The organism is Empedobacter sp. UBA7248 (assembly GCF_002472945.1).
In the GTDB taxonomy this organism is placed as follows: domain Bacteria; phylum Bacteroidota; class Bacteroidia; order Flavobacteriales; family Weeksellaceae; genus Empedobacter; species Empedobacter falsenii_C.
The window spans coordinates 40618-65631 of sequence record NZ_DKSU01000008.1; the positions used below are offsets into that span (position 1 = coordinate 40618).

The 25014-nt window shown below is 31.3% G+C and carries 21 protein-coding genes and 5 tRNA genes; 12 read left to right on the forward strand and 14 right to left on the reverse strand.

Features of this window, described 5'->3' with window-relative positions:
• Positions 1–60 precede the first annotated feature (60 nt).
• Positions 61–2169 (reverse strand): M3 family metallopeptidase, encoded by a 2109-nt coding sequence (locus B4A23_RS07180; RefSeq protein ID WP_291118459.1) that lies wholly within the window; start codon positions 2167–2169, stop codon positions 61–63.
• Between the two features lie 176 nt (positions 2170–2345).
• Between B4A23_RS07180 and B4A23_RS07185 the strand changes: the two genes are divergently transcribed.
• From B4A23_RS07185 to B4A23_RS07195, 3 genes are read left to right on the forward strand one after another with little or no spacing between them, the layout of a single operon-like run.
• Positions 2346–3038: an NUDIX hydrolase gene (locus B4A23_RS07185; protein WP_291118463.1), complete on the forward strand. Its 693-nt coding sequence runs from the start codon at positions 2346–2348 to the stop codon at positions 3036–3038.
• Positions 3039–3057: 19 nt separating this feature from the next.
• Complete coding sequence (locus B4A23_RS07190) at positions 3058–3942, forward strand: lysophospholipid acyltransferase family protein (RefSeq protein WP_038334575.1); 885 nt, start codon at positions 3058–3060, stop codon at positions 3940–3942.
• Between the two features lie 18 nt (positions 3943–3960).
• The gene (locus B4A23_RS07195; protein WP_291118465.1) at positions 3961–5313 is read left to right on the forward strand and encodes a UDP-N-acetylmuramate--L-alanine ligase; all 1353 of its coding nucleotides are present in this window, start codon (positions 3961–3963) and stop codon (positions 5311–5313) included.
• Between the two features lie 394 nt (positions 5314–5707).
• Here B4A23_RS07195 and B4A23_RS07200 read toward each other — a convergent pair whose 3' ends face one another.
• The 3 genes from B4A23_RS07200 to B4A23_RS07210 form a co-directional block, all read right to left on the reverse strand.
• A complete protein-coding gene (locus B4A23_RS07200; protein ID WP_291118468.1) occupies positions 5708–6532 on the reverse strand; it encodes a helix-turn-helix domain-containing protein in 825 nt (274 codons plus the stop codon).
• Between the two features lie 19 nt (positions 6533–6551).
• A complete protein-coding gene (locus B4A23_RS07205; protein WP_038334569.1) occupies positions 6552–6878 on the reverse strand; it encodes a DMT family transporter in 327 nt (108 codons plus the stop codon).
• Positions 6879–6952: 74 nt separating this feature from the next.
• Complete coding sequence (locus tag B4A23_RS07210) at positions 6953–7606, reverse strand: hypothetical protein (protein WP_291118471.1); 654 nt, start codon at positions 7604–7606, stop codon at positions 6953–6955.
• 218 nt (positions 7607–7824) lie between these two features.
• Here B4A23_RS07210 and B4A23_RS07215 point away from each other — a divergent pair, with 218 nt between their 5' ends.
• Complete coding sequence (locus B4A23_RS07215) at positions 7825–8583, forward strand: 5'-methylthioadenosine/adenosylhomocysteine nucleosidase (protein ID WP_291118474.1); 759 nt, start codon at positions 7825–7827, stop codon at positions 8581–8583.
• Between the two features lie 99 nt (positions 8584–8682).
• Here B4A23_RS07215 and B4A23_RS07220 read toward each other — a convergent pair.
• The 5 genes from B4A23_RS07220 to B4A23_RS07240 form a co-directional block, all read right to left on the reverse strand.
• Positions 8683–8763, reverse strand: a tRNA-Tyr gene (locus B4A23_RS07220).
• Between the two features lie 32 nt (positions 8764–8795).
• Positions 8796–8869, reverse strand: a tRNA-Thr gene (locus B4A23_RS07225).
• Between the two features lie 41 nt (positions 8870–8910).
• Positions 8911–8987 (reverse strand) — tRNA-Thr (locus B4A23_RS07230).
• A gap of 7 nt (positions 8988–8994) precedes the next feature.
• A tRNA-Tyr gene (locus tag B4A23_RS07235) sits at positions 8995–9075 on the reverse strand.
• A gap of 17 nt (positions 9076–9092) precedes the next feature.
• A tRNA-Thr gene (locus B4A23_RS07240) sits at positions 9093–9166 on the reverse strand.
• Between the two features lie 277 nt (positions 9167–9443).
• Between B4A23_RS07240 and B4A23_RS07245 the strand changes: the two genes are divergently transcribed.
• From B4A23_RS07245 to B4A23_RS07255, 3 genes are read left to right on the forward strand one after another with little or no spacing between them, the layout of a single operon-like run.
• Positions 9444–11090: a Na/Pi cotransporter family protein gene (locus tag B4A23_RS07245; RefSeq protein WP_291118477.1), complete on the forward strand. Its 1647-nt coding sequence runs from the start codon at positions 9444–9446 to the stop codon at positions 11088–11090.
• Between the two features lie 31 nt (positions 11091–11121).
• Positions 11122–11601 carry a hypothetical protein gene (locus B4A23_RS07250; protein WP_291118479.1) on the forward strand — a complete coding sequence of 160 codons (480 nt, stop codon included), beginning with the start codon at positions 11122–11124 and terminating at the stop codon, positions 11599–11601.
• Positions 11602–11638: 37 nt separating this feature from the next.
• The gene (locus B4A23_RS07255) at positions 11639–12622 is read left to right on the forward strand and encodes an acyl transferase (protein WP_291118482.1); all 984 of its coding nucleotides are present in this window, start codon (positions 11639–11641) and stop codon (positions 12620–12622) included.
• A gap of 41 nt (positions 12623–12663) precedes the next feature.
• On the opposite strand, the gene B4A23_RS07260 is transcribed toward B4A23_RS07255, so the two are convergent.
• Both B4A23_RS07260 and B4A23_RS07265 read right to left on the reverse strand, forming a co-directional pair.
• Entirely contained in the window at positions 12664–14532 is a 1869-nt protein-coding gene (locus B4A23_RS07260) for a DUF3857 domain-containing protein (protein WP_291118485.1), read from the reverse strand.
• A gap of 70 nt (positions 14533–14602) precedes the next feature.
• Positions 14603–15493, reverse strand: a complete 891-nt coding sequence (locus tag B4A23_RS07265) for a TIGR01777 family oxidoreductase (protein WP_291118488.1) — start codon at positions 15491–15493, stop codon at positions 14603–14605.
• Between the two features lie 45 nt (positions 15494–15538).
• Here B4A23_RS07265 and B4A23_RS07270 point away from each other — a divergent pair, with 45 nt between their 5' ends.
• Positions 15539–16414, forward strand: a complete 876-nt coding sequence (locus B4A23_RS07270; protein ID WP_180904933.1) for an ion transporter — start codon at positions 15539–15541, stop codon at positions 16412–16414.
• Here B4A23_RS07270 and B4A23_RS07275 read toward each other — a convergent pair.
• A complete protein-coding gene (locus B4A23_RS07275) occupies positions 16411–17382 on the reverse strand; it encodes a YihY/virulence factor BrkB family protein (protein ID WP_180904934.1) in 972 nt (323 codons plus the stop codon). The two genes, B4A23_RS07270 and B4A23_RS07275, sit on opposite strands and share 4 nt — an antisense overlap.
• Before the next feature lie 26 nt (positions 17383–17408).
• Between B4A23_RS07275 and rlmH the strand changes: the two genes are divergently transcribed.
• From rlmH to B4A23_RS07295, 4 genes are read left to right on the forward strand one after another with little or no spacing between them, the layout of a single operon-like run.
• The gene (gene rlmH, locus B4A23_RS07280) at positions 17409–17882 is read left to right on the forward strand and encodes a 23S rRNA (pseudouridine(1915)-N(3))-methyltransferase RlmH (protein WP_038334530.1); all 474 of its coding nucleotides are present in this window, start codon (positions 17409–17411) and stop codon (positions 17880–17882) included.
• A complete protein-coding gene (locus B4A23_RS07285; RefSeq protein ID WP_291118492.1) occupies positions 17875–18708 on the forward strand; it encodes a CPBP family intramembrane glutamic endopeptidase in 834 nt (277 codons plus the stop codon). The genes rlmH and B4A23_RS07285 overlap by 8 nt, the downstream gene beginning before the upstream one ends.
• Entirely contained in the window at positions 18709–19290 is a 582-nt protein-coding gene (gene rdgB / locus B4A23_RS07290; RefSeq protein ID WP_125348823.1) for an RdgB/HAM1 family non-canonical purine NTP pyrophosphatase, read from the forward strand.
• Positions 19287–20210 (forward strand): ribonuclease Z, encoded by a 924-nt coding sequence (locus B4A23_RS07295; RefSeq protein ID WP_286484692.1) that lies wholly within the window; start codon positions 19287–19289, stop codon positions 20208–20210. Before rdgB ends, B4A23_RS07295 begins: the two co-directional genes overlap by 4 nt.
• Before the next feature lie 66 nt (positions 20211–20276).
• Here B4A23_RS07295 and B4A23_RS07300 read toward each other — a convergent pair whose 3' ends face one another.
• Together B4A23_RS07300 and B4A23_RS07305 are read right to left on the reverse strand one after the other, a co-directional pair.
• Entirely contained in the window at positions 20277–21917 is a 1641-nt protein-coding gene (locus tag B4A23_RS07300) for a RagB/SusD family nutrient uptake outer membrane protein (protein ID WP_286484693.1), read from the reverse strand.
• 10 nt (positions 21918–21927) lie between these two features.
• The gene (locus B4A23_RS07305; protein WP_291118497.1) at positions 21928–24879 is read right to left on the reverse strand and encodes a SusC/RagA family TonB-linked outer membrane protein; all 2952 of its coding nucleotides are present in this window, start codon (positions 24877–24879) and stop codon (positions 21928–21930) included.
• Positions 24880–25014 lie beyond the last annotated feature (135 nt).

The following is a 25014-nucleotide window of genomic DNA, read 5'->3' on the forward strand; positions in this document are numbered from 1 at the left end:
AAACGAAAAAAATCCAAGAACTATGTCTTGGATTTTTAAGTTGTTAATATTTTAGAATGATTATTTCAATCCGTGGTATTTTAACATTGGCTCAATTGAAGGGTTTTTACCTCTAAAATTTTTGTAAATCACATTCAAATCATCCGAATTTCCTTGAGAAAATACTTTATCTCTCAAAATTTGACCATTTTTACGTGACATTCCTCCATTTTCTATTGTCCATTCGTATGCATCATGATCTAACATTTCTGCCCAGATATACGCAAAATATCCCGCTGCATATCCTCCTCCAAAAATATGACTAAAGTAAGAAGAGCGATAACGAGGCGGAACTTGTGATAAATTTGTTTTATTATCAATTAAGGCTTGTTTCTCAAAATCATCTACACTTGTGATTGTTTTATCAACAGAAACAGTGTGCCAAGACAAATCTAAAGCCGCAGCAGAAAGCAATTCTGTTAATGTATAACCTTTATTGAAATTAGATGCTTTTTTCATTTTTTCTACCAACGCATCAGGAATCGCAGCTCCTGTTTGGTAATGTTTCGCATAATTTTTTAGGATAGATGGTTCCGTTACATAATGCTCATGAAATTGCGATGGAAACTCAACAAAATCTCTCGAAACATTTGTTCCAGATAAAGTTGGATATTTTTGATTTGCAAAGAAACCATGCAACGCATGTCCAAATTCGTGAAAAGTTGTCACTACATCATCATACGAAATCAATGCAGGTTGACCATTTGCAGGTTTTGTGTAGTTTCCGACATTATAAATAACAGGTTTTGTTCCAAATAAGTGCGATTGCTCTACAAGATTACTCATCCAAGCACCTCCTTGTTTAGAATCTCTTTTGAAATAATCGGTATAAAATAATCCCAATTGAGAACCATCTTCGTTAAACAATTCGTATACTTTCACATCTTCGTGCCAAGTTGGAATATCTGTACGTTTTTTGAATGAAATTCCATACAATTCTTTCGCCATAAAGAAAATTCCATTCTCTACAACTGAATCTAAAACGAAATAAGGTTTCATTTCATTTTCGTCGATATCATATTTCTCTTTACGAACTTTCTCTGCATAATAGTTCCAATCCGCAGCTGTTAATGTATTTGACGGATTTTCTTTCTTCGCTAACGCTTCAAATTCTTTTGCATCTTTTTGAGCCATTGCAGTTGCCGCTGGAATCATTTGATTCAAAATTCCTTTTGCTGCTGTTGGATTTTGTGCCATTTGATCTTGCAAATTCCATTCTGCATAATTTGCAAAGCCTAATAGTTTAGCTTTCTCTGCTCGTTTTTTAACCAAAGTTAAAATTGTAGCACGCGTATCGTTTTCGTCTTTTTTCTCTGTTCTAATCCAAGCTGCATCAAATAATTTTTTACGAGAAGCTGCATTAGTCATATTTTGCAATTCAGGTTGTTGCGTTGTATTCAATAAACTGATTAAATATGTTCCATCAGTTTGTTTGAAAGCTTCTAAATCAGCATCACTCAAACCTGCTAATTCTTCTTTTGTAAAAGTTACTCCACCAGATTTTGTTCCTTTTAATAATTGATTTGAGAATTTAGTTTCTAATGAAGCTATTTCTCCATTCAATTTTTTCAATTCATCTTTTTGTGCAGCAGATAAATTTGCTCCAGCCAATTCAAATCGTTGATAATAAACATCTAACAAACGAGATGATTCTTTATCTAAATTCAATGATTTTTTATTATCATGTAAAGTTTTTACACGTTGAAATAATTTATCATTCAAGTAAATTGCATCACTATGAGCTGCAAATTTAGGCGACATCTCCTCCTCTACTGCTTGCAATGTTTCGTTTGTATTTGCTCCAGTCAATAATCCAAAAACATGATTAACTCGTGTTAATAATTGACCAGATTTTTCCATCTCAACTAATGTATTTTCAAAAGTTGGTGCTTCAGAATTATTAGCAATTTTATTGATTTCGACTAATTGTTCAGCCATTCCTTGCAACAAAGCAGGTTTGAAATCTTCATTTTTAATTTTCGAAAAATCAGCAGTTTGATAAGGCAAAGTGCTCACTTCAAAAAAAGGATTTTTATCGTTCCACATACTATTTGTTGACTTTTCGCTACAAGAAGTGACTAGGATTGACGATCCTACCATCATTCCGTAAAAAAGTTTTTTATTAAACATTTTTATTATTTTTAGACCTAACGAAGTTAAACTTATAATGTGAAATTTCAAAAACATTCTGTTTTTCATTCGAACAATGGAAAATATTTAAGCTAAATCTTAAAAGTTAAATAATTAATAAACCTTACCGAAAAGGTTGAATTTTCTTCGACGAAAATAATTATCTTTGAAAAAGAGTGAGGAAAAATTTCACTCTTTTTTATTACCCTAAAAATCAATCCATTTTGTATTTAGATTTAGAAGAATTAAAATATTTATTAGCCGAAAGTGTTGAAGAATTGCCGAGTTGGGAATCACACCAAAAGCTTTCACCTCCATATCGTCAAAAATTTGATTTAGAATATGTAAAACGTACCAATCCAAGAAGTGCGTCTGTCATGATTTTATTGTATCAAAACGAAGATGGCGAAATTGAATTTCCAGTAACCATGCGTGTTTCGTACGAAGGAGCGCATTCGCATCAGTTTTCTTTACCAGGTGGACAATTTGAAGAACAAGATATTAGTTTTGATGAAACTGCTATTCGTGAAACAGTGGAAGAACTTGGTGTAGATTACGAAAACATTGAGATTGTAAGACAATTGAGCGAAATGTATATTCCGCCAAGCAATTTCTTGGTTTATCCTTATATCGGAATTTATCATGGAGAGCCACATTTCAATCCAGATGAGCGTGAAGTACAATATGTTGTTCCATTAAATTTGGAAGCTTTTTTGAATGCTGATTACGAAGTTTTTGAGAGAGAATTTTCTGGTCAAGTTGTCGAAATTCCTGGTTATAACATTGGTGACGATGAATTTCTTTGGGGCGCAACGGCAATGATTTTAGAAGAATTTAAAGATTATCTAAAAATCGTATTAAATTTGTAACTTAAACAATTAAGAACTCGTGTCTCAAAAAGCAAAGAAAAAGAACGCATTTCGCGATTCATTTGGACATCTATATTTCCTAAAAAGGACGTTAATTTTCTTATTAGGATCATTTACCTATAACCGTTATAATGGTTTTAATAAACTAAAAGTTAGTGGTACAAAAAACTTGGTTCATTTGCCAGCTCAAAATGTATTATTCGTTTCGAATCATCAAACTTATTTTGCTGATGTTTTTGCGATGTATCATGTATTTTGTAGTGTAAAAAATGGTTTTATTGATACTATTAAAAATCCAATTTATTTACTTAATCCTAAGATTGATTTTTATTACGTTGCCGCAGAGGAAACGATGAAAGATAATCTTTTGACGAAATTATTTGCCTACACAGGAGCGGTAACCGTAAAAAGAACGTGGCGTGCAAAAGGAGAAAATGTAAATAGAAAAGTAGATTTAAGCGAAATTAACAATATCGATATTGCGTTGCAAAGTGGTTGGGTCGTAACGTTTCCGCAAGGGACTACAACTGCATTTGCGCCTGGTCGTCGTGGAACTGCGCATTTAATCAAGAAGAATAAACCAATTGTAATTCCAGTTGTGATTGATGGTTTTCGTAGAGCTTTTGATAAAAAAGGTTTGCGCATCAAAAAACGTGGAATTAATGCGACAATGACATTCAAAGAGCCTTTGGAAATCGATTATGAAAATGATTCGAGCGATGCAATCATGAAAAAAATTATGAATGCAATTGAGCAAGCGCCAGAGTTTAATAAGGTTCGACCAATGGACGAAATTCTTGCTGAAAATAGTGAAAAATCATTGGATGATTATTTGAACGAAGATGACGAAGAGTTTGATGATTTCGAAGAAATGGGCTACGACGAAGAAAATAAAAAAGACTAAAAGAATACAACATACAAAATGAAAAAAGTTCATTTTATTGCAATTGGTGGAAGTGCAATGCACAATTTGGCGATTGCTTTGCACGAAAAAGGTTATCAAGTAACGGGGTCTGATGACGCAATTTTCGAACCTTCGAAAACACGTTTGGATCAACGTGGTATTTTACCAGAAGAAATGGGTTGGTTTCCAGAAAAAATTACAACAGATTTAGATGCTGTGATTTTAGGTATGCACGCTCACGCTGATAATCCTGAAATGTTACGCGCGCAAGAATTAGGTTTAAAAATCTATTCATATCCAGAATATTTGTACGAACAATCGAAAGATAAAACGCGTGTTGTGATTGGTGGTTCACATGGAAAAACGACGATAACATCAATGATTCTTCACGTTTTGCATTATCATAATATCGATGTAGATTATATGGTTGGTGCGCAATTAGATGGTTTTGATGTGATGGTAAAATTGACAGAAGACAACGAATTTATGATTATGGAAGGAGATGAATATTTATCTTCTGCCTTAGATCGTCGTTCAAAATTCTTGTTGTATCAACCAAATATTGCGTTGATTTCTGGTATTGCTTGGGATCATATCAATGTTTTTCCAACGTTTGCAGATTACACTTCGCAATTCTCAAAATTCGTAGAATCTATCGTGAATGGAGGTGCTTTAATTTACAATGAAACGGACGAAGAAGTTGTAAAAGTTGTAGAAGAAACGGAGAAAGCAATCAAGAAATTTCCTTATCATTTACCAGAACATTTTATCGAAAATGGAATCACTTTTATCGAAACAGAAGATGGTCCAATTCCATTAGAAGTCTTTGGTAATCATAATTTGATGAATTTAGAAGGCGCTCGTGCAATTTGTAAACAATTAGGCGTAATGGATGATGACTTCAACGAAGCAATTCAATCATTTAAGGGAGCATCTAAACGTTTGGAATTAATTAATCGTACTTCTGATTTTGTTGCGTATAAAGATTTTGCTCATGCGCCAAGTAAAGTAACTTCGGTAACCAATGCGGTAAAAGAACAATATACAGATAAAACAGTTGTGGGATGTTTAGAAATTCATACCTATTCGTCTTTAAATCCTGAGTTTTTGGTTCAATACAAAGGCGCTTTAGATAAAGCTGATATCAAAATTGTAATGTATAGCCCAGAAGCGTTAGAAATAAAACGTATGGAAATGATTTCTCCAGAAGATATCAAAAAAGCGTTTGGAGATGATTCTATTTTGGTGTTTACGAATGGTGAACAATTGCAAGATTATATCGAAAGTTTAGATAAAAAAGATAAAGTATTTTTGATGATGAGTTCAGGAAACTTCGGTGGAATAAACTTGAATGAATTATTTAAAGCATAAAAAAAATCACCTTTCAAAAAAAGGTGATTTCCACTTAAATATCTATAAAATATAGAAAAAGAGAACTTAATTTTTTAGGTTCTCTTTTTATTTTTTCTCAAATGGTCAAAATAATCATTTTGGGTTTTTGGATTACTTCTTTTCAAATATCAGTAAACTTAGAACTATTTTAAACTTTTTCGGAACTATTAATTTTAAAAACATTATTTTAGAAAAAAACAGAGGTGATATAAACTTTTAGTAATACTCTACTCACTTTTGTTAGCTTTCGCCATCAAAAAACACCTCTGTTTTTACTATAAAATTATAGTGACCCTTTTGATAGTAACAAAGATGATAAAAATCGAGATTAAAAAAAGTTTGAAAAGTAGCCTAAAGATGTCCAAAACGGAAGTTATTGTAAACTTTTTCTAAATTGAGTTGGACTAATTTTTAGATGTTTTTTAAAAAAATTTCCGAATGAATATTGGTCAGAAAAGTTTAACTCATTCGAAATTTCAGAGATTGTTTTAGTTGTTTCACTCAACAATACTTTCGATTCGCGAATCACAACAGAACTAATCAATTCTTTTGTCGTTCTACCCGTTATTGATTTGCAACATTCAGTTAAATATCTAACTGTAATATTCAGTTTATCTGCATAATATTTTGCATCTCTATTTTCTGCATAACCTTTATTTAAGTCATTCAAAAAACGCTTTACAATATCATCTTTTCGAGTTCCTTTTCTTACAATAATTGTTTGTTGTTTTGAAAGTTCGCTAAACGTTGTGTAAACAATCGCATAAAATAAATTGAATTGTAAATAACGTACGAATTTGGTCGATTTCTCTTGCAAACGCAACTTTAATTGCAATAAAAGTTCGATTAAAGCAGAAAATTCTATTTCATTGAAATGATAATTATTGACTCTTCTTTCGCCAAAAAATTGGTTGTATTCATAACCACTCAAATCGATAATCGACGTATCTAAAATCTTTTTGGTTAAGACTAAACTCAATAATTCTAAATCAGATGATTTTGAAATTATTTTATAAGATTTATTAGGTTCTGGGAAGAAAACATCGTGTTGTTTAAGTTTAATTTCTTGATCATTTTGAGAAATAATTAAATAACCATGCTGAATAAAAATCGTTTGAATCAAATCTTTTTTCAAACGTTTATTCTCGACAGTTTGTTGAATAAATTCCTCTTGATCAAAAACATTAAAATTCTCCATAAATCAACACAATATTCAGTTAATTTGACACAAATTTTAATCCAATAATAGAGCAGATTAAAGTCGTTAAGAAGAAAACGCGCCAAAAACTTGCTGGTTCTTTAAAAATAAAAATTCCGACCAAAACTGTTCCGACTGCTCCAATTCCCGTCCAAACTGCATAAGCCGTTCCTATTGGTAAAGTTTGTGTTGCTTTTACCAACAAAACCATGCTCACCGTTAAGAAAAATAAAAAACCGCCATACCATAAATAGGTGTCATTTCCAGTTGCTTCTTTTGCTTTTCCAAGACATGATGCGAAACCGACTTCGCACAATCCTGCGATTAGTAAAATTACCCAATTCATTTTTTACTGATTTGTTTATAAAAATTAAGACTACAAAAAATTGTAGCCTTAAAATTAATTATTTATTTTTTGAATTATTTACCGAAACTATCGCTAAATTCTACTTGACCTTTGATGTGTACTTCGCTCCATGTTTTAGAAACGCCATCTGCACCTTTGTGTAATTCGAAACAAGCCTGATTAAGAGCTTCCATCGCTTTTCCTGTGTTAAAATCCATCAAATCAACATCTGTTTCAATTGTGAAAACATTATTCTCAAATGTCGATTTTACTTCGTATTCTTTAGAAGCATTATTCAACGTTAAATTCAAGAAAGTTTTACCATCTCTGAAATGTAATTGACCTTTGATTTCGCTTGTATTAATCATATTTCCAAACAAAATATCTTTCAATTTTTGATCACGATCAATTTGATCAGAATTTAATGTCGCAACTGTCGCAATAATATTTGCACCTTCTAAAACTTCTTGAGGCGTTTTTCCATCTTCTTTTGCATCTTTCACCAAAACAACATCAAAACGTCCTGAGACAGCCACTTTTTCTGTCGTTTTATAAGCCGTCCACTCAACTCCAGATTTTCTAATCACACCTTCTACAATTTCTGTTGGCTCTTCCACTGTAACAGCAGTTTTAGCAGGTTGTTCTACTGTTTTTTCTTCTGTTTTATTCGTACAATTCATCAGCATTACTGATGCACAGCATATAATCGCTATAGATAATTTTTTCATTTCAAACTTTTATGTTACAAAAGTACAACAAGCCAAGACTAATTCACAATTGATTTTTAACATATTCTGAAAAAAGTCTACTTTTGTAACATGATAAAAAATCTTCTAAATACGTGTTTGATTATCATTTGTTTGCCATTTATCTTAATTTATGAGATTTATTGTTCGGTTTACAAATACAGAAAATAAATTGGTAACTTCGCTTTCAAATTGAAAAAATGAGCGAAAGAATAATAGGAATAATGGGCGCTATACCGCAAGAAATAAACGGTGTAGTCAATTTATTAACAAACAAGCAAGAACATAAAATTGGTCGAAGAAGTTATTTTACTGGAGAATTAAACAATCAAAAAGTTGTGGTGGTTTTTTCTCGTGTTGGTAAAGTTGCTGCTTCTGCTACGGTTACAACCTTAATCCTTGAATTTAAAGTTTCTGAATTGATTTTTACAGGTGTTGCAGGCGGAATTCATACTGATGTAAAAATTGGAGATATTGTGTTAGGACAAAGTTTGATTCAACATGATATGAATGCACAACCTCTTTTTCCTGCTTATGAAATCCCAATGTTAGGAAAAGCTTATTTTGAGGCTGATTCTTCTCAATTAGAAGTTGCGACAACAGCTATTTTAGAAATTTTAGAAGAACAACATTTACATAATGTGATTTCTGAAAAAGATTTGGATAAATTTAATATTCATCAACCTCAACTACATGTTGGCTTAATAGGTTCTGGAGATTTATTTTTCTCGACAAATTCTCAGAAAGAAAAATTACAACAAAACTTACCCGAAATGCTTTGTGTCGAAATGGAAGGCGCTGCTGTAGCACAAGTTTGTTACGAATTTGATATTCCTTTTATCATCATCAGAACAATATCAGATGATGCTGACGATCATTCTACATTAGATTTTAATAGTTTTATAGAAAAAATTTCGAATGTATATTCAATAGAGATTATTAAGAATATCATCAAGTAAAAAGTCCTTTAAAAAGGGCTTTTTTTATGATGCACACATTAATAAAAAAAATCATCAAAAGATTTGATGATTTGCTTTCCAAATATTTAAAATGGATTGTGGGGAGAGCAGGATTCGAACCTGCGAAGGTTACCCAACGGATTTACAGTCCGTCCTCGTTGGCCGCTTGAGTATCTCCCCGCCTAATAATAAAGTATTCTTCAAAAAAGAAGAGCCGATAGAGGGACTCGAACCCACGACCTGCTGATTACAAATCAGCTGCTCTAGCCAGCTGAGCTACATCGGCGTTTTTTTATTTTTGTTTTAAAAGTAAAATATAAACTTTTTTGGAGCCGATAGAGGGACTCGAACCCACGACCTGCTGATTACAAATCAGCTGCTCTAGCCAGCTGAGCTACATCGGCGTTTTAGTGGGGAGAGCAGGATTCGAACCTGCGAAGGTTACCCAACGGATTTACAGTCCGTCCTCGTTGGCCGCTTGAGTATCTCCCCGACCTATATTTTTGCTGAGCCGATAGAGGGACTCGAACCCACGACCTGCTGATTACAAATCAGCTGCTCTAGCCAGCTGAGCTACATCGGCAAAAATATTATTATTTGAATATTTCAAATTGAAAACAGGAGATTCATTTCTCGAAAGAAGTGTTGTTCCTTTTTCGTGGTGCAATATTAGGGCAGTTTTTCGAAACTCGCAAATGTTTTTTCAAAAAAAAGTAGAAGTTTTTTCGAAAAAACCACTTCAATTTTGAAAATCAGAATTTTAGAATTCAAAAAAAAATCAAACTTTTTTTCAATAAAAGTAAAAAAGATAATATTCTATTTACATTAGAGTCCCTATTTTTGTGGTCAATTAATCATTAATGCATCTTATCATACAAATTTTGCAACTTTTCGGAGCAATTGCTCTGTTCATTTTTGCGATAAAACTATTAAGCGAAAATTTACAAGCGTTATCTGGATCGAATTTTAAACGCACTTTAAACAAATTAACCAAAAACAATTTATCGACAATTGTTACAGGTACTTTTTTTACAACAGCCATACAATCTTCCTCGGCTGCAAGTGTATTTATATTAGGATTTGTAAATGCTGGATTGATTAATTTGCGAAAAGCATTTGGTTTGATATTAGGTGCAAATATCGGAACTACGCTTACATTATGGTTGGTCTATTTCGGAATGAAATTCGATTTGATACAAATTGCATTGCCTCTTATATTAGTGGCTTTTCCATTTTATTTATCGAAAAAACGTAACCAAAGAAAAGTAGGCGGAATTTTATTTTCACTTTCGTTACTTTTTCTTTCGCTTTATTTCCTGAAAACTTTTTTACCTTCTATCGAAAGTCATCAAAAGTTACAAGAATTCTTTCAGCAATTATCACATTATGGCTTTTTGACTAATTTGTTATTTATTCTATTTGGAATATTACTAACGATTTTAGTCCACTTTTCTTCTGCATCAATTACCATTGCAATTTTATTAGCGAGCAAAGGTTTACCAATCGAATTAGCTGCAATGATTGTTTTGGGAGCAAATATCGGAACTACTTTTACAGCGCATTTAGTTGCAGCAATTGGAGATAAATACACGAAAGTTGTCGCAGCATTTCATACATTTTTCAATGTTGTAATTGCGTTGATTTTTATGTTGATTGCAAATTTTGTTTTAAAATTTATTGGAACAACAATTTCATCAAATATAGCTGTTCAGCTGATTACTTTTGATACGATTAGTAATTTGGTTGGAGTAATTTTATTTACGCCTTTTATCAATAAAATAGCTTTCTATTGTCAGAAAAAATATTTCTCTGTAAAATCTACTGACAATAAATTAGAATTTTATGCGATTCCGTTCGGAACAAATTCTGACCTATATAAAAATGAAGCCAACAAAAAACTTCTGAAACTTGCTTCTACAACGAAACAAACGATTTATACGCTTGGACGAATGATTACTGAAAGTGATGAAGAGAAGATTTTGGTTTTTCGTGAACGAATTTTGGAACTGGAAAAAGAAGGCGATCAATTGGAGCGAGAAGTCAATGAATTTTTGAATGAAATTGCTGATTTAGATTTACCAAACGAAAATACAATTGCAATTCATCAACTAATTACGCTTTGTCATCATTTGGAAAGTGTGGGTGATATTGCGATTAAGATTTCGTCTATTCATCGTCGTCGTAGAATGACAAATAGTTATTTTACACCAAAAATGAGAACGTATTTGGTCGAATTTCAAAACAATTTAGATCAAACAACGCGCATTTTAAATCAAAATTTGAACGAAACACAAGAAGAGGTTTCTATCAAACAAGCGGAGTTTATCGAAAAAACAATTAATACAATTTACAAAGAAGCCGAAGCCAATTTGATGAAAACGATTGAAAAAGAGAAGCTTTTGACGACAAGTGCGCTTTTCTACAAAGATTTAATTCAGAATTACGAAATTCTTGGCGATCATCTTTACAAAGCTAATGCAACAATTGTTAAGCTTAAAAATCAGTAGATTTTTATAAGTTTGATTCAAAGAAAGATTAATGATTTTTGAGTATCAAACAAAAAAAACATTCGATGAAATAATTGAAAGTTTAAATCACTTTAAAAAATTACAAAACGAAAACTTATTTGGTTCAATAGAAGAATTTGATTTTCAAAATTCACAAATTGAAAATGATAAAATTACCATCAATAGAGATTTTTCACCTTTATTATTTAAAACAGGAATTGGGATTATCAAATATAATTTCATAAATCCAGAAATAGTTTCTATCAATATTGAATCAAATCAAAACTTAAAAAAAATTAGAAGTAAATATTCATTATTAGCAATCATTTTTCTCTTAGCTTTTAATATCATTTCTATTTTTTTGTACAAATATTTAAAGATATCTTTAATAGTTTGCTCTTTTCTTTTCTTACTAGTTCAATATTCTTTCTATACTATTTTAGATAAATTAAATTCAAAATTTTTGAAAGATTATGCTATTAGATTTATTAAAAAATTAGATAAAGAATAAATTCGCTCACTTCTACTCTATTTTGTAATTTTGCAAAATGTTTGATTCAAAGCAAATTTTTTCTATTCAATCCGAAGAAGATTTCCAAAACGTTGCATTGGAAGTTTTCCGTTATCAAGCGCAAGAAAATGAAGTCTACAAAAACTTCTTAAATTTCTTGAACGTTGATTATTCTATTGTAAAACACACCAACGAAATTCCCTTTTTACCGATTCAGTTTTTTAAGAAATTTGAATTGATTTCGGGAAATCGTGAAGTGGAAAAGGTTTTTACAAGTTCTGGAACAACTGGAATGTCGACAAGTAAGCATTTGGTTACGGATTTGGCATTGTATCATTATAGTTTAGAAAAATGTTTCGAACAATTTTATGGTTCACTTTCCGATTACACTATTTTCGCACTTTTGCCTTCATATTTGGAGCGCACAGGTTCGTCTCTGATTGATATGGTGGAATATTGGATTGAGAAATCTGGCAGCGATAAAAGTGGTTTCTATTTGTATAATCACGATGAATTGTACGAAAATCTTATCGCACATGAAAAAACAGGTAAAAAAGCTATCTTAATTGGTGTTTCGTTTGCTTTATTAGATTTTGTCGAAAATTATAAAATGAATTTGCAGCATACAATTGTGATGGAAACTGGCGGAATGAAAGGTCGCAAGAAAGAAATTACGCGCGAAGAATTGCATTCAATTTTGAAAAATGGTTTCGGAACAAATGAAATTCATTCGGAATATGGAATGACGGAATTGCTTTCGCAAGGTTATTCTCGAGGAGATTTGACGTTTAAATCGCCAAATTGGATGCGAATTTTGATCAGAGAAACCGAAGATCCTTTCCAATATGTTGAAGAGGGAAAAACAGGTGGCGTGAATGTGATTGATTTGGCAAATTACAATTCGATTAGTTTTATTGCAACTGATGATTTAGGTAAAAAAATAACTCGCAATCAATTTGAAATCTTAGGACGTTTCGATCATTCGGATGTGCGAGGTTGTAATTTGATGGTGATTGAATAATAAAAAATCCCGTACTGAGAAATTCAGTGCGGGATTTTATTTTATTTCTTTTTCATTAAAACTTCTTTCAGAGATTCTGTTTTTATTTTCTCAAAAAACTGTTTCAATTCATTGTATTTATCCGCTTCATAAACACCTTCTGGTAATAAAAATTGAATCGCTAACGTGAATTGTCCATCTTTTACTTTAGCTTCTTGATAATATTCTAAACCAAGCTCAGTTTTGTGATGCGCTTTGTATTTTTCATCAATTATCATTTCGTAACCATCTGGAATTTTAGATTTCACCTGAATATTAAACAAATAAGGATAATTAAATTCTATTTTGCGTTGACGATTCTTATCTTCAAAAGTATATTGTTTTAGAAATTCGCGCAAAGGATTAATAAATGTATAAAATGGAGTATTCGGAATTACAGTTTTTGCTTTATAGTTTTTAACGTAAGAATCGGTTTCGAAAATCGTTTTATCATTAATCTCTTCGTCCAAACGAACATCTAAAGATTCAGTCAAATATCTATTCAAAACATTTTTTTCGTCTATATCATCATCATAAAAATAACCATTGAATTTGTCTTTACGATAGAGAACTAAATTTCCATTACTCATAAAATCATACTTTAATGATGATTCATAATAAGACAATTTTTGATTCAACTTTACAAAAGAAGCTTCACCTTTTTTGATGACAATTCCATGATAATTAAACACATCTAAAGGTCCAAATTCGATTTGCTCTTTATTTAATTTCGAAGCATCTAAAATAATATTTGAAGCGCCATTATTCAATTTCACAACCGTCAAAACAGAATTGAATTGATTGACAATTGGATAAGAAAACAAAATTTGTCCATGATGACGACTACTAAACATAACCATCGAAGTTTCGAAACCTTTGGCTGTTAAAATTTCATTCAATAAAAGATTCATATCTGCCGTAGAACCAGACTTTTCTTTCAATAAAGTTTTGTTTGAACGCGTTGGAATAATTCCATAAAATCTGTTCCATTTTACATTTGAATCAATATATTCAATCACATTTTTCAAAGTTTCTACCTCATCTTTTCCATTCGGAATATTTTGCGCTAAATCTCTGATTGCAGAAGGATTTCGATACAAATCATATTGTGCATTTATATCTTGAATCAAATCTCTCCACGCGCTCATCGTAGTTTTCTTTGCACCATCTGTATGATAAGTAGCAGCCTGTATTTTGATACGTTCACTTTGATCTTCAGGATTATAAACGTATTTTAATTGATTATAACTTTGGATATTATGTAATAACCACTCCGTTGAACTTGATTTACCTTTATACTTTGTATTCAAACCATCACCAATTGTAATAATCGAATAGGTGCCATAAGCTTGATTATTTAATCGAAACTTGCTCGAAAGCGTTGGTATATCATGTTGAAAATTCCACGCATCAATAGAAAAATTATGTTCGCTACTTTTGATATAAGTATACTCGATAATTGAACCAACTTTTACATTTGGAAAAGTGAAACGTTTTGCAGCATACAATTCATTTAGAGAAACATCAAAAATCTCTTTCTCATCAATCGGAGTCATTTGTTCTACTCCATTTATAATATTAATTGTACCTCCCTTAATTCCGCTTATAGATTCATTTCTATTCTTGCTGTAATAATTCAGTTGTATATTTGCTTCATCAAGTCCTTTATCAGTCAGAATTTTGATTCTTCGTTTTACAGTCAAATAATAATTAGATGAAGTTAAATCCATTTTTCCTTCTTCCGAAAGAATAACAGCATCTGCATTTTTCTCGAAAGGAACTTGAGTTAAGTTAATTTCTTGCTCCGAAATTTTTCCGAATTTTAAATCTTTCGATTGCGCATTTGTATATAATGCAATAAATAAAAAGAGTAAAGTAATTTTTAATTTCATTTCAATTTGTAATTCCTGCAAAAGTACAATACACAATAATACATAAAGAATAATCTAAATAAAATTTTCGTTACTTTTCTATCAATTCTTCTAACGCTTTTTCTAAAGTAGGATATTGAAATTTGAAACCTGTTTCTTGAATTTTAGTTGCGTCAATTCTAGATCCATTTAGGACTAAACTACTCATCTCACCTAATGCTAATTTCATAACAAAAGCAGGAATATTAGGAATAAAAAAAGGTTTATTCATTTTTCTCGCTAGCGTATGATTGAATTCCGAATGATTTATATATTGCGGTGAAGATGCATTATAACTTCCTTTTATTTTATCATTATCCACAGCTTCCGCATACATTTGTATCAAATCTGTAATATGTATCCAAGGCATCCATTGTTTTCCGTTACCTAGATTTGCTCCTACACCAAGTTGAATAGGTTTTTTTAATAATTTGAAACCTTCGCCGTTTTTTGACAAAACCAAAGAAGTTCTAAGACAAACCACTCTTGCACCTATTTTTTCGAACTGATAAGCAGCATTTTCCCATGCGACACAAACTTTACCTAAAAAATCAATATTCGGTTCATCAGACTCTTTGAAAATCTTGTTCGAAGTAATTTGTCCATAATAAGCTGTTCCAGACGCGGAGATAAAAAATTTCAAATCAATATTCAATTTTTTGACATACTCAAAAAGTAAATTCGCTGTATCAACTCTACTCGAAAAAATTTCTTTTTTGTAAGAATTTGTCCATCTTTTCGCAATTAAGCTTCCAGCCAAATGAATAATTCCATCCAAATTTTCAAAAACTTTTTCATCAATTGTATCTTTATCCCAATGATAAAAAGGATGTTCAATCTGTTTTTCTCTTGTCAAAATGCGAACTTGATGTCCATTTTCAATTAAAATCTTTGTTAATTCTGAACCAATTAATCCACTTCCACCAGTCAATAGAATATTCATACTAAAATTTTTTCCTAATTTAGCTCATTCCAAAAATATAAACCAATGTTTAAAGGTAGATTTCCTTATCTAAAAAGAATGGGGGCTGATGAAGAAAAGAAGCTAAAACAAAAAATATTCGATATAGTTTTTGAAGCTGATACACCTTATGGAAAACTTTTTGATATCTCGTTATTACTTTTAATTTTATTAAGTGTAGGTTTGGTTATGTTGGAGTCTATTCCAGCAATTAATGCGAGACACCATACAGTTTTAGTATCTTTAGAATGGATTTTAACCTTTTTGTTTACTATAGAATATTTATTAAGAATCTATTGTGTTAAAAATCGTTGGCGATATATTTTTAGTTTTTATGGAGTTATTGATTTATTGTCTATTTTACCATTTTATCTTGGTTTAGTTTTACCTACAAGTAAGTACCTAGCAAGTATTCGTATTTTAAGATTATTACGTATTTTCAGAATTTTTAACCTTACACGATTTACACGTGGGAAAAATGTGTTGGTTTTAGGGCTGAAAGAAAGTAAAGATAAAATCATCGTTTTCTTATCATTTGTAGTATTAATTGTTGTTGTAATTGGCTCGATCATGTATATGGTGGAGCATGATCATCCCGAATCTGGTTTTACAAGTATACCTATTAGTATTTATTGGGCAATTGTAACTTTAACAACAGTAGGTTATGGCGATATTTCTCCTGTCACTGGTTTGGGACAATTTTTAGCTTCTGTTGTTATGATTATAGGTTATGGTGTAATTGCTGTTCCCACAAGTATTGTAACAATGGAAATGAATAAAGCGGCTAGACACAAAGAAGACATTCCTACAAACACACAAAGATGTCGCAATTGTGGCGATGATTATCACCTAGATGGTGCTATTTATTGCAAAACCTGCGGGCATCTTTTAAATGAGCCTTAAAATTTATCCAAATTAATAAATCGATTATTGTCAATATGATTAACGTATTCGTAATTTTTGGTGTAATTAATTGACATATTCAATTCATAACCAACCAACATCAAAATCACATTGATGTATACAAAAATCATCATAATCATCACTAATCCAAGCGATCCATACAACAAATCAATATTTGTAAAATAACTTAAATACGAATTAAAACCAATCACAGTTAACAAGAACAAAACTGAAGTCAAAATAGCACCAGGTAAAACTGTACTACGCGATTTTTTGTGATTTGGTCCGAAATAATACAACATACACATCGAAACAAAGTAGAAAAGAAATACCGAAAAATAGTTGATTAAATACGAAAACTGTCCAAGTTTACTTAAGAATGAAACGTTGGTTAAGTATTTCCAAATAATTGATGTAGAATAGGATAAAAACACTTGCAACACAATAAAAGCTGTAAAAAACAAGGTTAAAATAATCGAAATCATTCTCGATTTAGAGTTTTTTCGCTTCACATAAACATCTTGATACGAGACATTAAATCCATTTATAATTCCTTGTATTCCGTTGGATGACATAAAAATTGTAATCAAAATCAAGAAATAATTCACTTTACGTTTTCCTTGCACAGCCGTCGTTTTATCAATATACGAAATCACTTCGTTGCTCACATGTTTAGGCAAAAGTTGAGGAAGAAGTTGTGTAAATAATAGATTTTTTATTTCCTGATAATAAACCAAATGCGGCAAAATACTAAACAAAAAAAGCAAAAATGGAAACATACTAAAAAATAAAATCCATGAAACTGCTGCCGAACGCAACGGAAAATTACCTTTCATAACGCGAATCCAAAAAACTTTCAAGAAATCATATACCGTGATGCCCGTATTTTTGTTCATCAATTTTGTTTTCGACCAATCTCGAAAATAATTTATTCCTGTATATGTTTTAAAATCTTGTAGAATGCGCATATTTTTGTCTCAATAAATAATTTTGAATGAATATTACGACCATTTGTATCGGTAAAACAGACGAAAAAGCCATCGAAATGCTATTACAAAAGTATGAAAATCGATTGCCTTCGCACATTAATTATCAAAGAATTGAAATTCCTGACATCAAAAATCGTAAAAATTTGTCCGAAATTCAACAAAAACAAAAAGAAGCTGAGCAAATTTTGAGTAAAATCGTCAATACAGATTTTGTGATCATTTTGGATGAAAAAGGGAAACAGCCTACTTCGAAGCAATTTGCAGATGATATTCAGAATTACATGAATCAATCTGTCAAAAATCTTGTCTTTGTGATTGGTGGCCCTTATGGTTTTGACGAATCTGTTTATAATCGAGGAAATAAAAAAATGTCTTTATCCAATATGACATTTACGCATCAAATGGTTCGCTTATTTTTAACAGAGCAAATTTACCGAGGATTTAGTATATTGCAGGGTAAACCTTATCATCATGAATAACACCTCTCCGTTTCAAGAATTTGTTCCAAAGCAAGAAAATAAACTAAGTTTTGGCATTGGAAAAGCACTTTTGTATAGCGCGATTGCAGTGATTATGATGCAATTTGCTGGCGGAATTGTTTCTGCTCCAGCACTTTTTTACAAACCACTTAATCACTTACTTTTACCGTTAGGATTTTTAACAGGAACGGTTTGCGCAATTGTTATTTTATTGATGTTGACACAAACTAAATTTGCATCAATTTTAAAAGATATCAAACATTCTTTTACTCCAATTCAGCTCATATTATCAATAGCTTGTTGGTTATTTCTTTTGCCTTTAGCCGAGGTTGCAACAAGTTTAATTCCAACAACTGGACCTTTAGAAGAAATCTATAAAATCTTTCAAGCTTCTTTTGAAATGATGTTAGATTACAAAATCGCAGGGTTTGTTATGATTTGTATTTTGGCTCCAATTTTCGAAGAAATTATTTTTAGAGGAATAATCTTGAAAGGAATGCTAAATTTCAATATAAATCCAACCACTGCAATCTTAATCAATGGATTTATTTTTGGATGTGCACACATGAATCCTTGGCAATTTATAGGCGCTGGACTTTTAGGAATCATTTTTGGAATAGTTTATTATCGTACTAAATCGTTGTTTTTGCCTATGTTATTACATTTCTTAAACAATACACTATCATACTCGTTAATGCTGATGCAGGGCGATATGGAAGGCGAAGTTTTTGCGCAAAGAGATTATTTATTAATTGGAGGAATGACACTTATCGGAATTTTATCTGTCTATTTATTAATCAAAAAAACAGAACAAAAAACAATATAAATGGAATTAATTTTTGCCACACATAACAACAATAAAGTAAAAGAAGTTACAAAAATGTTGCCTTCTTACCTATCGATGAAATCGTTGACTGATATTAATTTCTTTGATGAGATTGAAGAAACTGGAACAACTTTCGAAGAAAATGCACAACTGAAAGCGAAAACTATTTTCGATAAAACTGGAAAAAATATCTTTGCAGATGATTCTGGATTAGTGATAGAAGCGTTAGATGGCGCGCCTGGTGTATATTCTGCTCGATATGCTGGTACAGGAAAAGATGAAGATAATATTGCAAAAGCGTTGAAAGAATTGGAAGGAAAAACGAATCGAAAAGCGTATTTTATTTCTATTTTCTGTTTAATTTTGGATGGAAAGGAATATTTTTTCGAAGGTCGAGTAAACGGAACTATTGCAACTGAAATTATGGGTGACAATGGTTTTGGCTACGATCCGATTTTTATTCCTGATGGTTTTTCAAAATCTTTTGCACAAATGTCTCCTGAAGAAAAAAATGCAATTAGCCACCGAGGAAAAGCTGTCGAAAAATTAAACGATTTTTTAACTAATCTAAACGTAAATTGAGTTTACAACTAACAATATTAGGATTTAATTCGGCATTACCAACAGCTTTTACGCACCCAACTGCTCAATTATTAAATATCGCAGAACGATACTTTTTGATTGATTGTGGAGAAGGAACACAAGTACAATTGCGAAAAGCGAAGGCAAAATTCAACCGAATAAATCACATTTTTATATCACATTTGCACGGTGATCATGTTTTTGGATTGATTGGATTAATTTCCACACTTCAATTACTTGGTCGCGATATGCCTTTGCATATCCATGGTCCAAAAGGAATTGAGGAATTTATTACGACACAATTACGTTTAACAGAATCTAATAATTCATTCGAGATTATTTTCAATGAATTGCATACAAAAGAATCTGTTCTAGTTTTTGAAGATGATAAAGTAGAAGTTTATTCTATTCCATTAAATCACCGAGTTTATACAAATGGTTATCTTTTTCGAGAAAAGCCAAAACCTCGAAAATTGAATATGGATACGATCGAGGAATTTCCAGAAATTGAAATCTGCGATTATCAAAATTTGAAAAATGGAAAAGATTTTACGTTAGAATCTGGAAAAATAATTCCGAATGATTATTTAACATTTGATGCTCAAAAGTCCTTGAGTTACGCGTTTTGTTCGGACACAAAATATAAACCAGATATTGTTCCAATTATAAAAGATGTCGATTTGTTGTATCACGAATCAACATTTTTGCATGAATTGAAAGATTTAGCCGTTTATACAGGACATACAACTGCAAAAGAAGCTGGAATGATTGCGAAACAAGCCAATGTAAAGAAATTAATTTTAGGTCATTTTTCTAATCGCTATCACGATTATAAGCCTTTGTTAATAGAAGCGCAAGAAGAATTTACGAATACCGCTTTACCCGAATTGCTGAAAACAATAAAAATAGAAAGTCTGTAACCAAAATATAAAAAAATCCGTTCGAATTATCGAACGGATTTTTTTGTTTTATAAATGTTTTACCTATTAAGGATTTTGAACTAAAACTCCTTTAGAAACAATAATTTGTTGTTCAGGAATATATTCAATCACTTCATTTGCTGTAGCAGGAATAGTATATAATGGATTACTTCCTGATAAATGTGTACCAGGGTAACGTCTATCCATTGTCAATCCATTTCTATATACATCAAATTTACGATGACCTTCCCATGCTAATTCTAATTGACGCTCTTGCATTACAACATCTAAAACAGACAAAGAACCTAAGTTACTTGCTGTCCATAAACCAGCAGCAGGAATACCAGCTCTTGATCTAATTATGTTCACATCTGCCAATGCAGCAGTTGTATTACCTAATTTTGCATTTGCTTCAGCTCGGATTAAATATATTTCACTTAAACGAGAAATAACTGGAGACCATAAATGGGCTTGCCCTTCTTGTCCAGAACATTTAAGAATATAATATTTCAAATACCCATTACGATCAGCTAATTTTTTATCTACTAAAACAGTTCTCTCTTTACCTTCTATATTAATAGAATATTGGAAAGAACCTGCTCCATTCGATTTTTTAATTAATGTTTTTGTTGCTCCTGATTCAGTGTAATTATAATCAGTTCCAGATTTAGTTACAACTACACTTCCATATTTGTAATCGTCTTTTACATAATATGCATGTAATTCGTTTTCATTAGACACAACTGGTGTAATCAATGAATAACGTACGTCTTCTGGGTATTTACGAACTAATTCTAAGTATGAACGAGATGCATACATTTCTCCCCATCCAGAACCATTAATATCTGCATACATTGATCCAATTGTATACCAACCTCCATCTGGATAGTCTGTATCTTTCAAAAATTTAATCGAAAAAATATTTTCAGGATTATCTTCTGGCTTACTTGCTGTGAAGTTCTTGTAGTTAGCTGTCGTAATCAAAGAAAATTCTCCTCCTTCTATTACTTTATCTGCATACTCTTTTGCTTTAGCATTTTCTCCCATATACAGATAAACACGTGATAATAATGCATAAGTAGATTGTTTAGATGCATAAATCTTATTACGACTTTCATTATTAAATAATGTTTCAGCTTTTAAAAGATCATTTACAATTTGATCGTAAACCTCTTTAACTGTATTACGAGGCAAGTTCTCTAAAGGATCTGATGATAATTTTAAAGGGACTGCTAAATTTGTTGTAGCTCCCTGATTATATGGACGTCCAAAAACATTTGTTAGATAAAAGTATACCATACTTCTCAAATACAAGTTTTCAGCAATCATCTGATCATCTGTCTTGTTCACTCCTTCTTTTATTTTTGACAAGATTACATTCGTTCCTGCAATAATTTTAAAAGAATAAGAATAATAAGTATTTACACGACCATTATTTACTAAACGATTATAATTATAATTGTTCATAAAGGCATCAGTAGTCGATCCACTTAAGGCTACATTATCTGATGGATATTCTGTTATACGATGCCAGTTTTCTACCCATGGTTTTAATAAAGAATAGTTACCAGCTGTAATGTTCTCTGACGAACCTTCGATTTGGTCTAATTTAGAATCAGACAAACTTGAGTAAGGTTCATAATCTAAATCACATGACGTAAAGCTTAATGCAATTAAAGACGCTATTAGATATATTGATTTTTTCATGTCTTTTTAATTAAAATGTTAAGTTAACACCAAACGTAAAACGTTTTGGATTCGGATAGTTGTTTGTTCTATCACCTGAAATAACAGCCTCAATATCAGCTCCTGTATATTTAGTTGCTGTCCATAAATTATCTCCAGAAATGTAAAGTCCTAAACCTTTTAACCCTATTCTTTCGATATCTTTTTGATCAAAGTTATATCCTAAACGAACTGATCTCATTCTTAAGAATGATGCATCTTCTAAATAACGGCTTGAAATTTTATTAGAATTCGAAGTATTATTAAAGATTAACTCTGGATGAGTTGCATTTTCTGGATCTGCTGCTGTCCAACGTTTCCATCCACTTTGCATTCTCATTTGGTTATAATAAGGATATGCTCCGTCAGAATCAAATAAACTACGTCCAATATTATATGCTAATCCCCCTTTAGAGTACACAAAATCTGCACTTAATGTAAATCCTTTGTAAGATACAGAAGACGCAAAACCTCCATTAAAATCTGGCGTTGTATTTCCTATAAATTGTAAAGTTGCCTGATTGTAATTTGAAACTTTAGTAATTTCACCTGTCGTTGCGTCTACTTTTTCCCACAACGGTTTACCATTTGATGGATCAACTCCAGCCCACTTACGCATATACCATGTATCAATATCATATCCTTCGGCAACACGTTTTAAACTACCCTCTGCAATCCCATCAGCATTGATTGTTGTATCATTGTATAAATCTTTAACAACATTTTTGTTCTTAGCTATATTGAAAGATACATTCCATTGTACTTCGCTTGATCTTGGTAAGATATCAGCACTAATAGAAAACTCAATACCTTTATTATTTACTTTCCCTACGTTATCCCAATATCCTGACCAACCAGATGTATTAGGAAATGTTACAAAATGTAATAATTTATCTGTATTCTTATCGTATACATCTAAAGTCATGTTAATACGATTGAATAATCCTACTTCTAAACCAATATTTGAATCCTTTGTTTCTTCCCAAGATACATTAGGGTTATTATATTGACCTTGTGTAACAGCTGGGTTTCCATCATATTGTCCAGATAAACCATATAATGAATATTGTCTGTAGTAATTTCCATCATTTCCACCAGCATTACCTACAACTCCATAAGATGCTCTTAACTTTAAATTAGAAATAACTTTAGAATCTTTTAAGAAAGCTTCATTGTTAATATTCCAACCTGCACTAAATGCATAAAAATGAGCATACTTGTTATTTTTCCCAAAACGAGATGACCCATCTAAACGGTAAGAAGCTTGAAAATTATAACGATTATCATAACCATAGTTAAATTGAGTTAAACCAGCTTGATATGCATAATCATTTTTTGTTCCATTTGCAGAAATGGTTAACGCTCCATTATTCAAAATTTCAGATCCTGGTAAAATACCTCTTCTTGTTCCATCAATACTTTGATATTCATAATCACTATATTCATAGGCAACATATCCTGCTAAACTATGTAAACCAAACTTTCTATTGTAACGTAACATTTGATTAAATAATCTTATGACACGTTTATCTGAACTTTGGTAAATAGAACCTTTTGGATTTGAAGCCATTCCAGATATAGAATTTGGATCAGTATACCCTACTGATGTTGTAGTATAATATTGTACATTATTAGTAGATTCAAACGTTAATGAATTAGATATTTTCCAAGAAAAATCCATATTAGCTTGAATATCAAAATTCTCACTTTTACTATAATTTGTTTGTAAATCATAATAATAGTTCGAATAATCTCTTCCATACCATTTATCAATTACCTTGTTTTCTTCATCAACACGTGGATTTACAGGTTTCCCATTCGGCAAAAATGGATTATCCCAAGGCATATTCATATACATACTATACAAATCATGCTGTCTGTTATCTCTTGTTGTGTATGTTGCGTTTAATTTTGGCTTGAATGTTAAACGATCTGATAATTTTTGATCAAGATTAATTCTCGCAGATAATCTTTCATATTCATAACCTTTTACAGTTCCTTCTTCATTATAATAACCAATAGAAGAAAATAATTTAGTAGATTCAGAATTTGAGTTTATACTTAAGTTAGCATCTTGTACTATCCCTGTTTTTGTTCCATTTTTTACCCAATCATAATTAGTTGTCGCCAAAGCATCAGGTAATTTTGGAGCTCCTTTCATGTTCTGAAATAAATTATACAATTCACTTCCATTCATTACTTCGAACTTCCCTGGATTGAAACGATTATAACTTGTAGAATAATCTGCGTTAATAACTAATCCATTACCTCTAGCTCTTTTAGTAGTAACTACAATTACTCCATTTGCTCCACGAGAACCATATTGTGCCGTTGCTGCTGCATCTTTCAATACAGAAATTGTTTCAACATCATTTGGATTAATATTTGGTGTATCATGATAAATTACACCGTCAACTACCCATAAAGCAGCCGTACCAGAAGAAATACTTGTTTTTCCTCTTAATCTCAAAGAAGCTGTTGAACCTGGCTGACCAGAGCTACTTGTAATTCTAAGACCTGCAACTTTACCTTGTAATAAATTGGTAATGTTCGGAGATTTAGCATCCATTAAGTCTTTAGCATTTACAACAGAAACTGCAGCGGTTACTTCTTCTTTACGTTGAGTAGAATATCCTGTTACAACAGCTGTTCCTAAATCTATATTCTCACTTTTAGGATTTAATTGAGTGGATAAATCTCCTAAATTTTCAGAAGTAACTGTAATTTCCTTGCCTTTGATAATTAAAATATCACCAATTCTGGCATCAATATTGAAATCACCATTTTCATCTGTGAAAGCTGCTTTGTCAGTTCCTTTTATTTTTACCTCTACATCTGCTTCTGGAAAACCGTCAGAATCTTTTACATGACCTGTAGTTTGAGCATAAGCAAATGATCCAAGAACAAAAAGAAGACTAAAAATTCTAAATTGTTTTTTTCTCATCTCTTGTGTTAAAATTGTTAACAATAAAAGTATTAAAAAAAACACTTAAGAATTACCTTATAATTCAAATACAAAAATAAACCAAGTAATAAAAGAATATATAGAATATTTTTAGGGATTACTTGTTTCAATAAA

What these genes read in the sequence shown, in the direction of transcription:
- B4A23_RS07180 (WP_291118459.1), bottom strand. Translation starts at nt 2,169, where the DNA reads ATGTTTAATAAAAAACTTTTTTACGGAATGATGGTAGGATCGTCAATC.
- B4A23_RS07195 (WP_291118465.1), top strand. Translation starts at nt 3,961, where the DNA reads ATGAAAAAAGTTCATTTTATTGCAATTGGTGGAAGTGCAATGCACAAT.
- B4A23_RS07200 (WP_291118468.1), bottom strand. Translation starts at nt 6,532, where the DNA reads ATGGAGAATTTTAATGTTTTTGATCAAGAGGAATTTATTCAACAAACT.
- B4A23_RS07205 (WP_038334569.1), bottom strand. Translation starts at nt 6,878, where the DNA reads ATGAATTGGGTAATTTTACTAATCGCAGGATTGTGCGAAGTCGGTTTC.
- B4A23_RS07210 (WP_291118471.1), bottom strand. Translation starts at nt 7,606, where the DNA reads ATGAAAAAATTATCTATAGCGATTATATGCTGTGCATCAGTAATGCTG.
- B4A23_RS07215 (WP_291118474.1), top strand. Translation starts at nt 7,825, where the DNA reads ATGAGCGAAAGAATAATAGGAATAATGGGCGCTATACCGCAAGAAATA.
- B4A23_RS07245 (WP_291118477.1), top strand. Translation starts at nt 9,444, where the DNA reads ATGCATCTTATCATACAAATTTTGCAACTTTTCGGAGCAATTGCTCTG.
- B4A23_RS07250 (WP_291118479.1), top strand. Translation starts at nt 11,122, where the DNA reads ATGATTTTTGAGTATCAAACAAAAAAAACATTCGATGAAATAATTGAA.
- B4A23_RS07255 (WP_291118482.1), top strand. Translation starts at nt 11,639, where the DNA reads ATGTTTGATTCAAAGCAAATTTTTTCTATTCAATCCGAAGAAGATTTC.
- B4A23_RS07260 (WP_291118485.1), bottom strand. Translation starts at nt 14,532, where the DNA reads ATGAAATTAAAAATTACTTTACTCTTTTTATTTATTGCATTATATACA.
- B4A23_RS07265 (WP_291118488.1), bottom strand. Translation starts at nt 15,493, where the DNA reads ATGAATATTCTATTGACTGGTGGAAGTGGATTAATTGGTTCAGAATTA.
- B4A23_RS07270 (WP_180904933.1), top strand. Translation starts at nt 15,539, where the DNA reads ATGTTTAAAGGTAGATTTCCTTATCTAAAAAGAATGGGGGCTGATGAA.
- B4A23_RS07275 (WP_180904934.1), bottom strand. Translation starts at nt 17,382, where the DNA reads ATGCGCATTCTACAAGATTTTAAAACATATACAGGAATAAATTATTTT.
- rlmH (WP_038334530.1), top strand. Translation starts at nt 17,409, where the DNA reads ATGAATATTACGACCATTTGTATCGGTAAAACAGACGAAAAAGCCATC.
- B4A23_RS07285 (WP_291118492.1), top strand. Translation starts at nt 17,875, where the DNA reads ATGAATAACACCTCTCCGTTTCAAGAATTTGTTCCAAAGCAAGAAAAT.
- rdgB (WP_125348823.1), top strand. Translation starts at nt 18,709, where the DNA reads ATGGAATTAATTTTTGCCACACATAACAACAATAAAGTAAAAGAAGTT.
- B4A23_RS07300 (WP_286484693.1), bottom strand. Translation starts at nt 21,917, where the DNA reads ATGAAAAAATCAATATATCTAATAGCGTCTTTAATTGCATTAAGCTTT.
- B4A23_RS07305 (WP_291118497.1), bottom strand. Translation starts at nt 24,879, where the DNA reads ATGAGAAAAAAACAATTTAGAATTTTTAGTCTTCTTTTTGTTCTTGGA.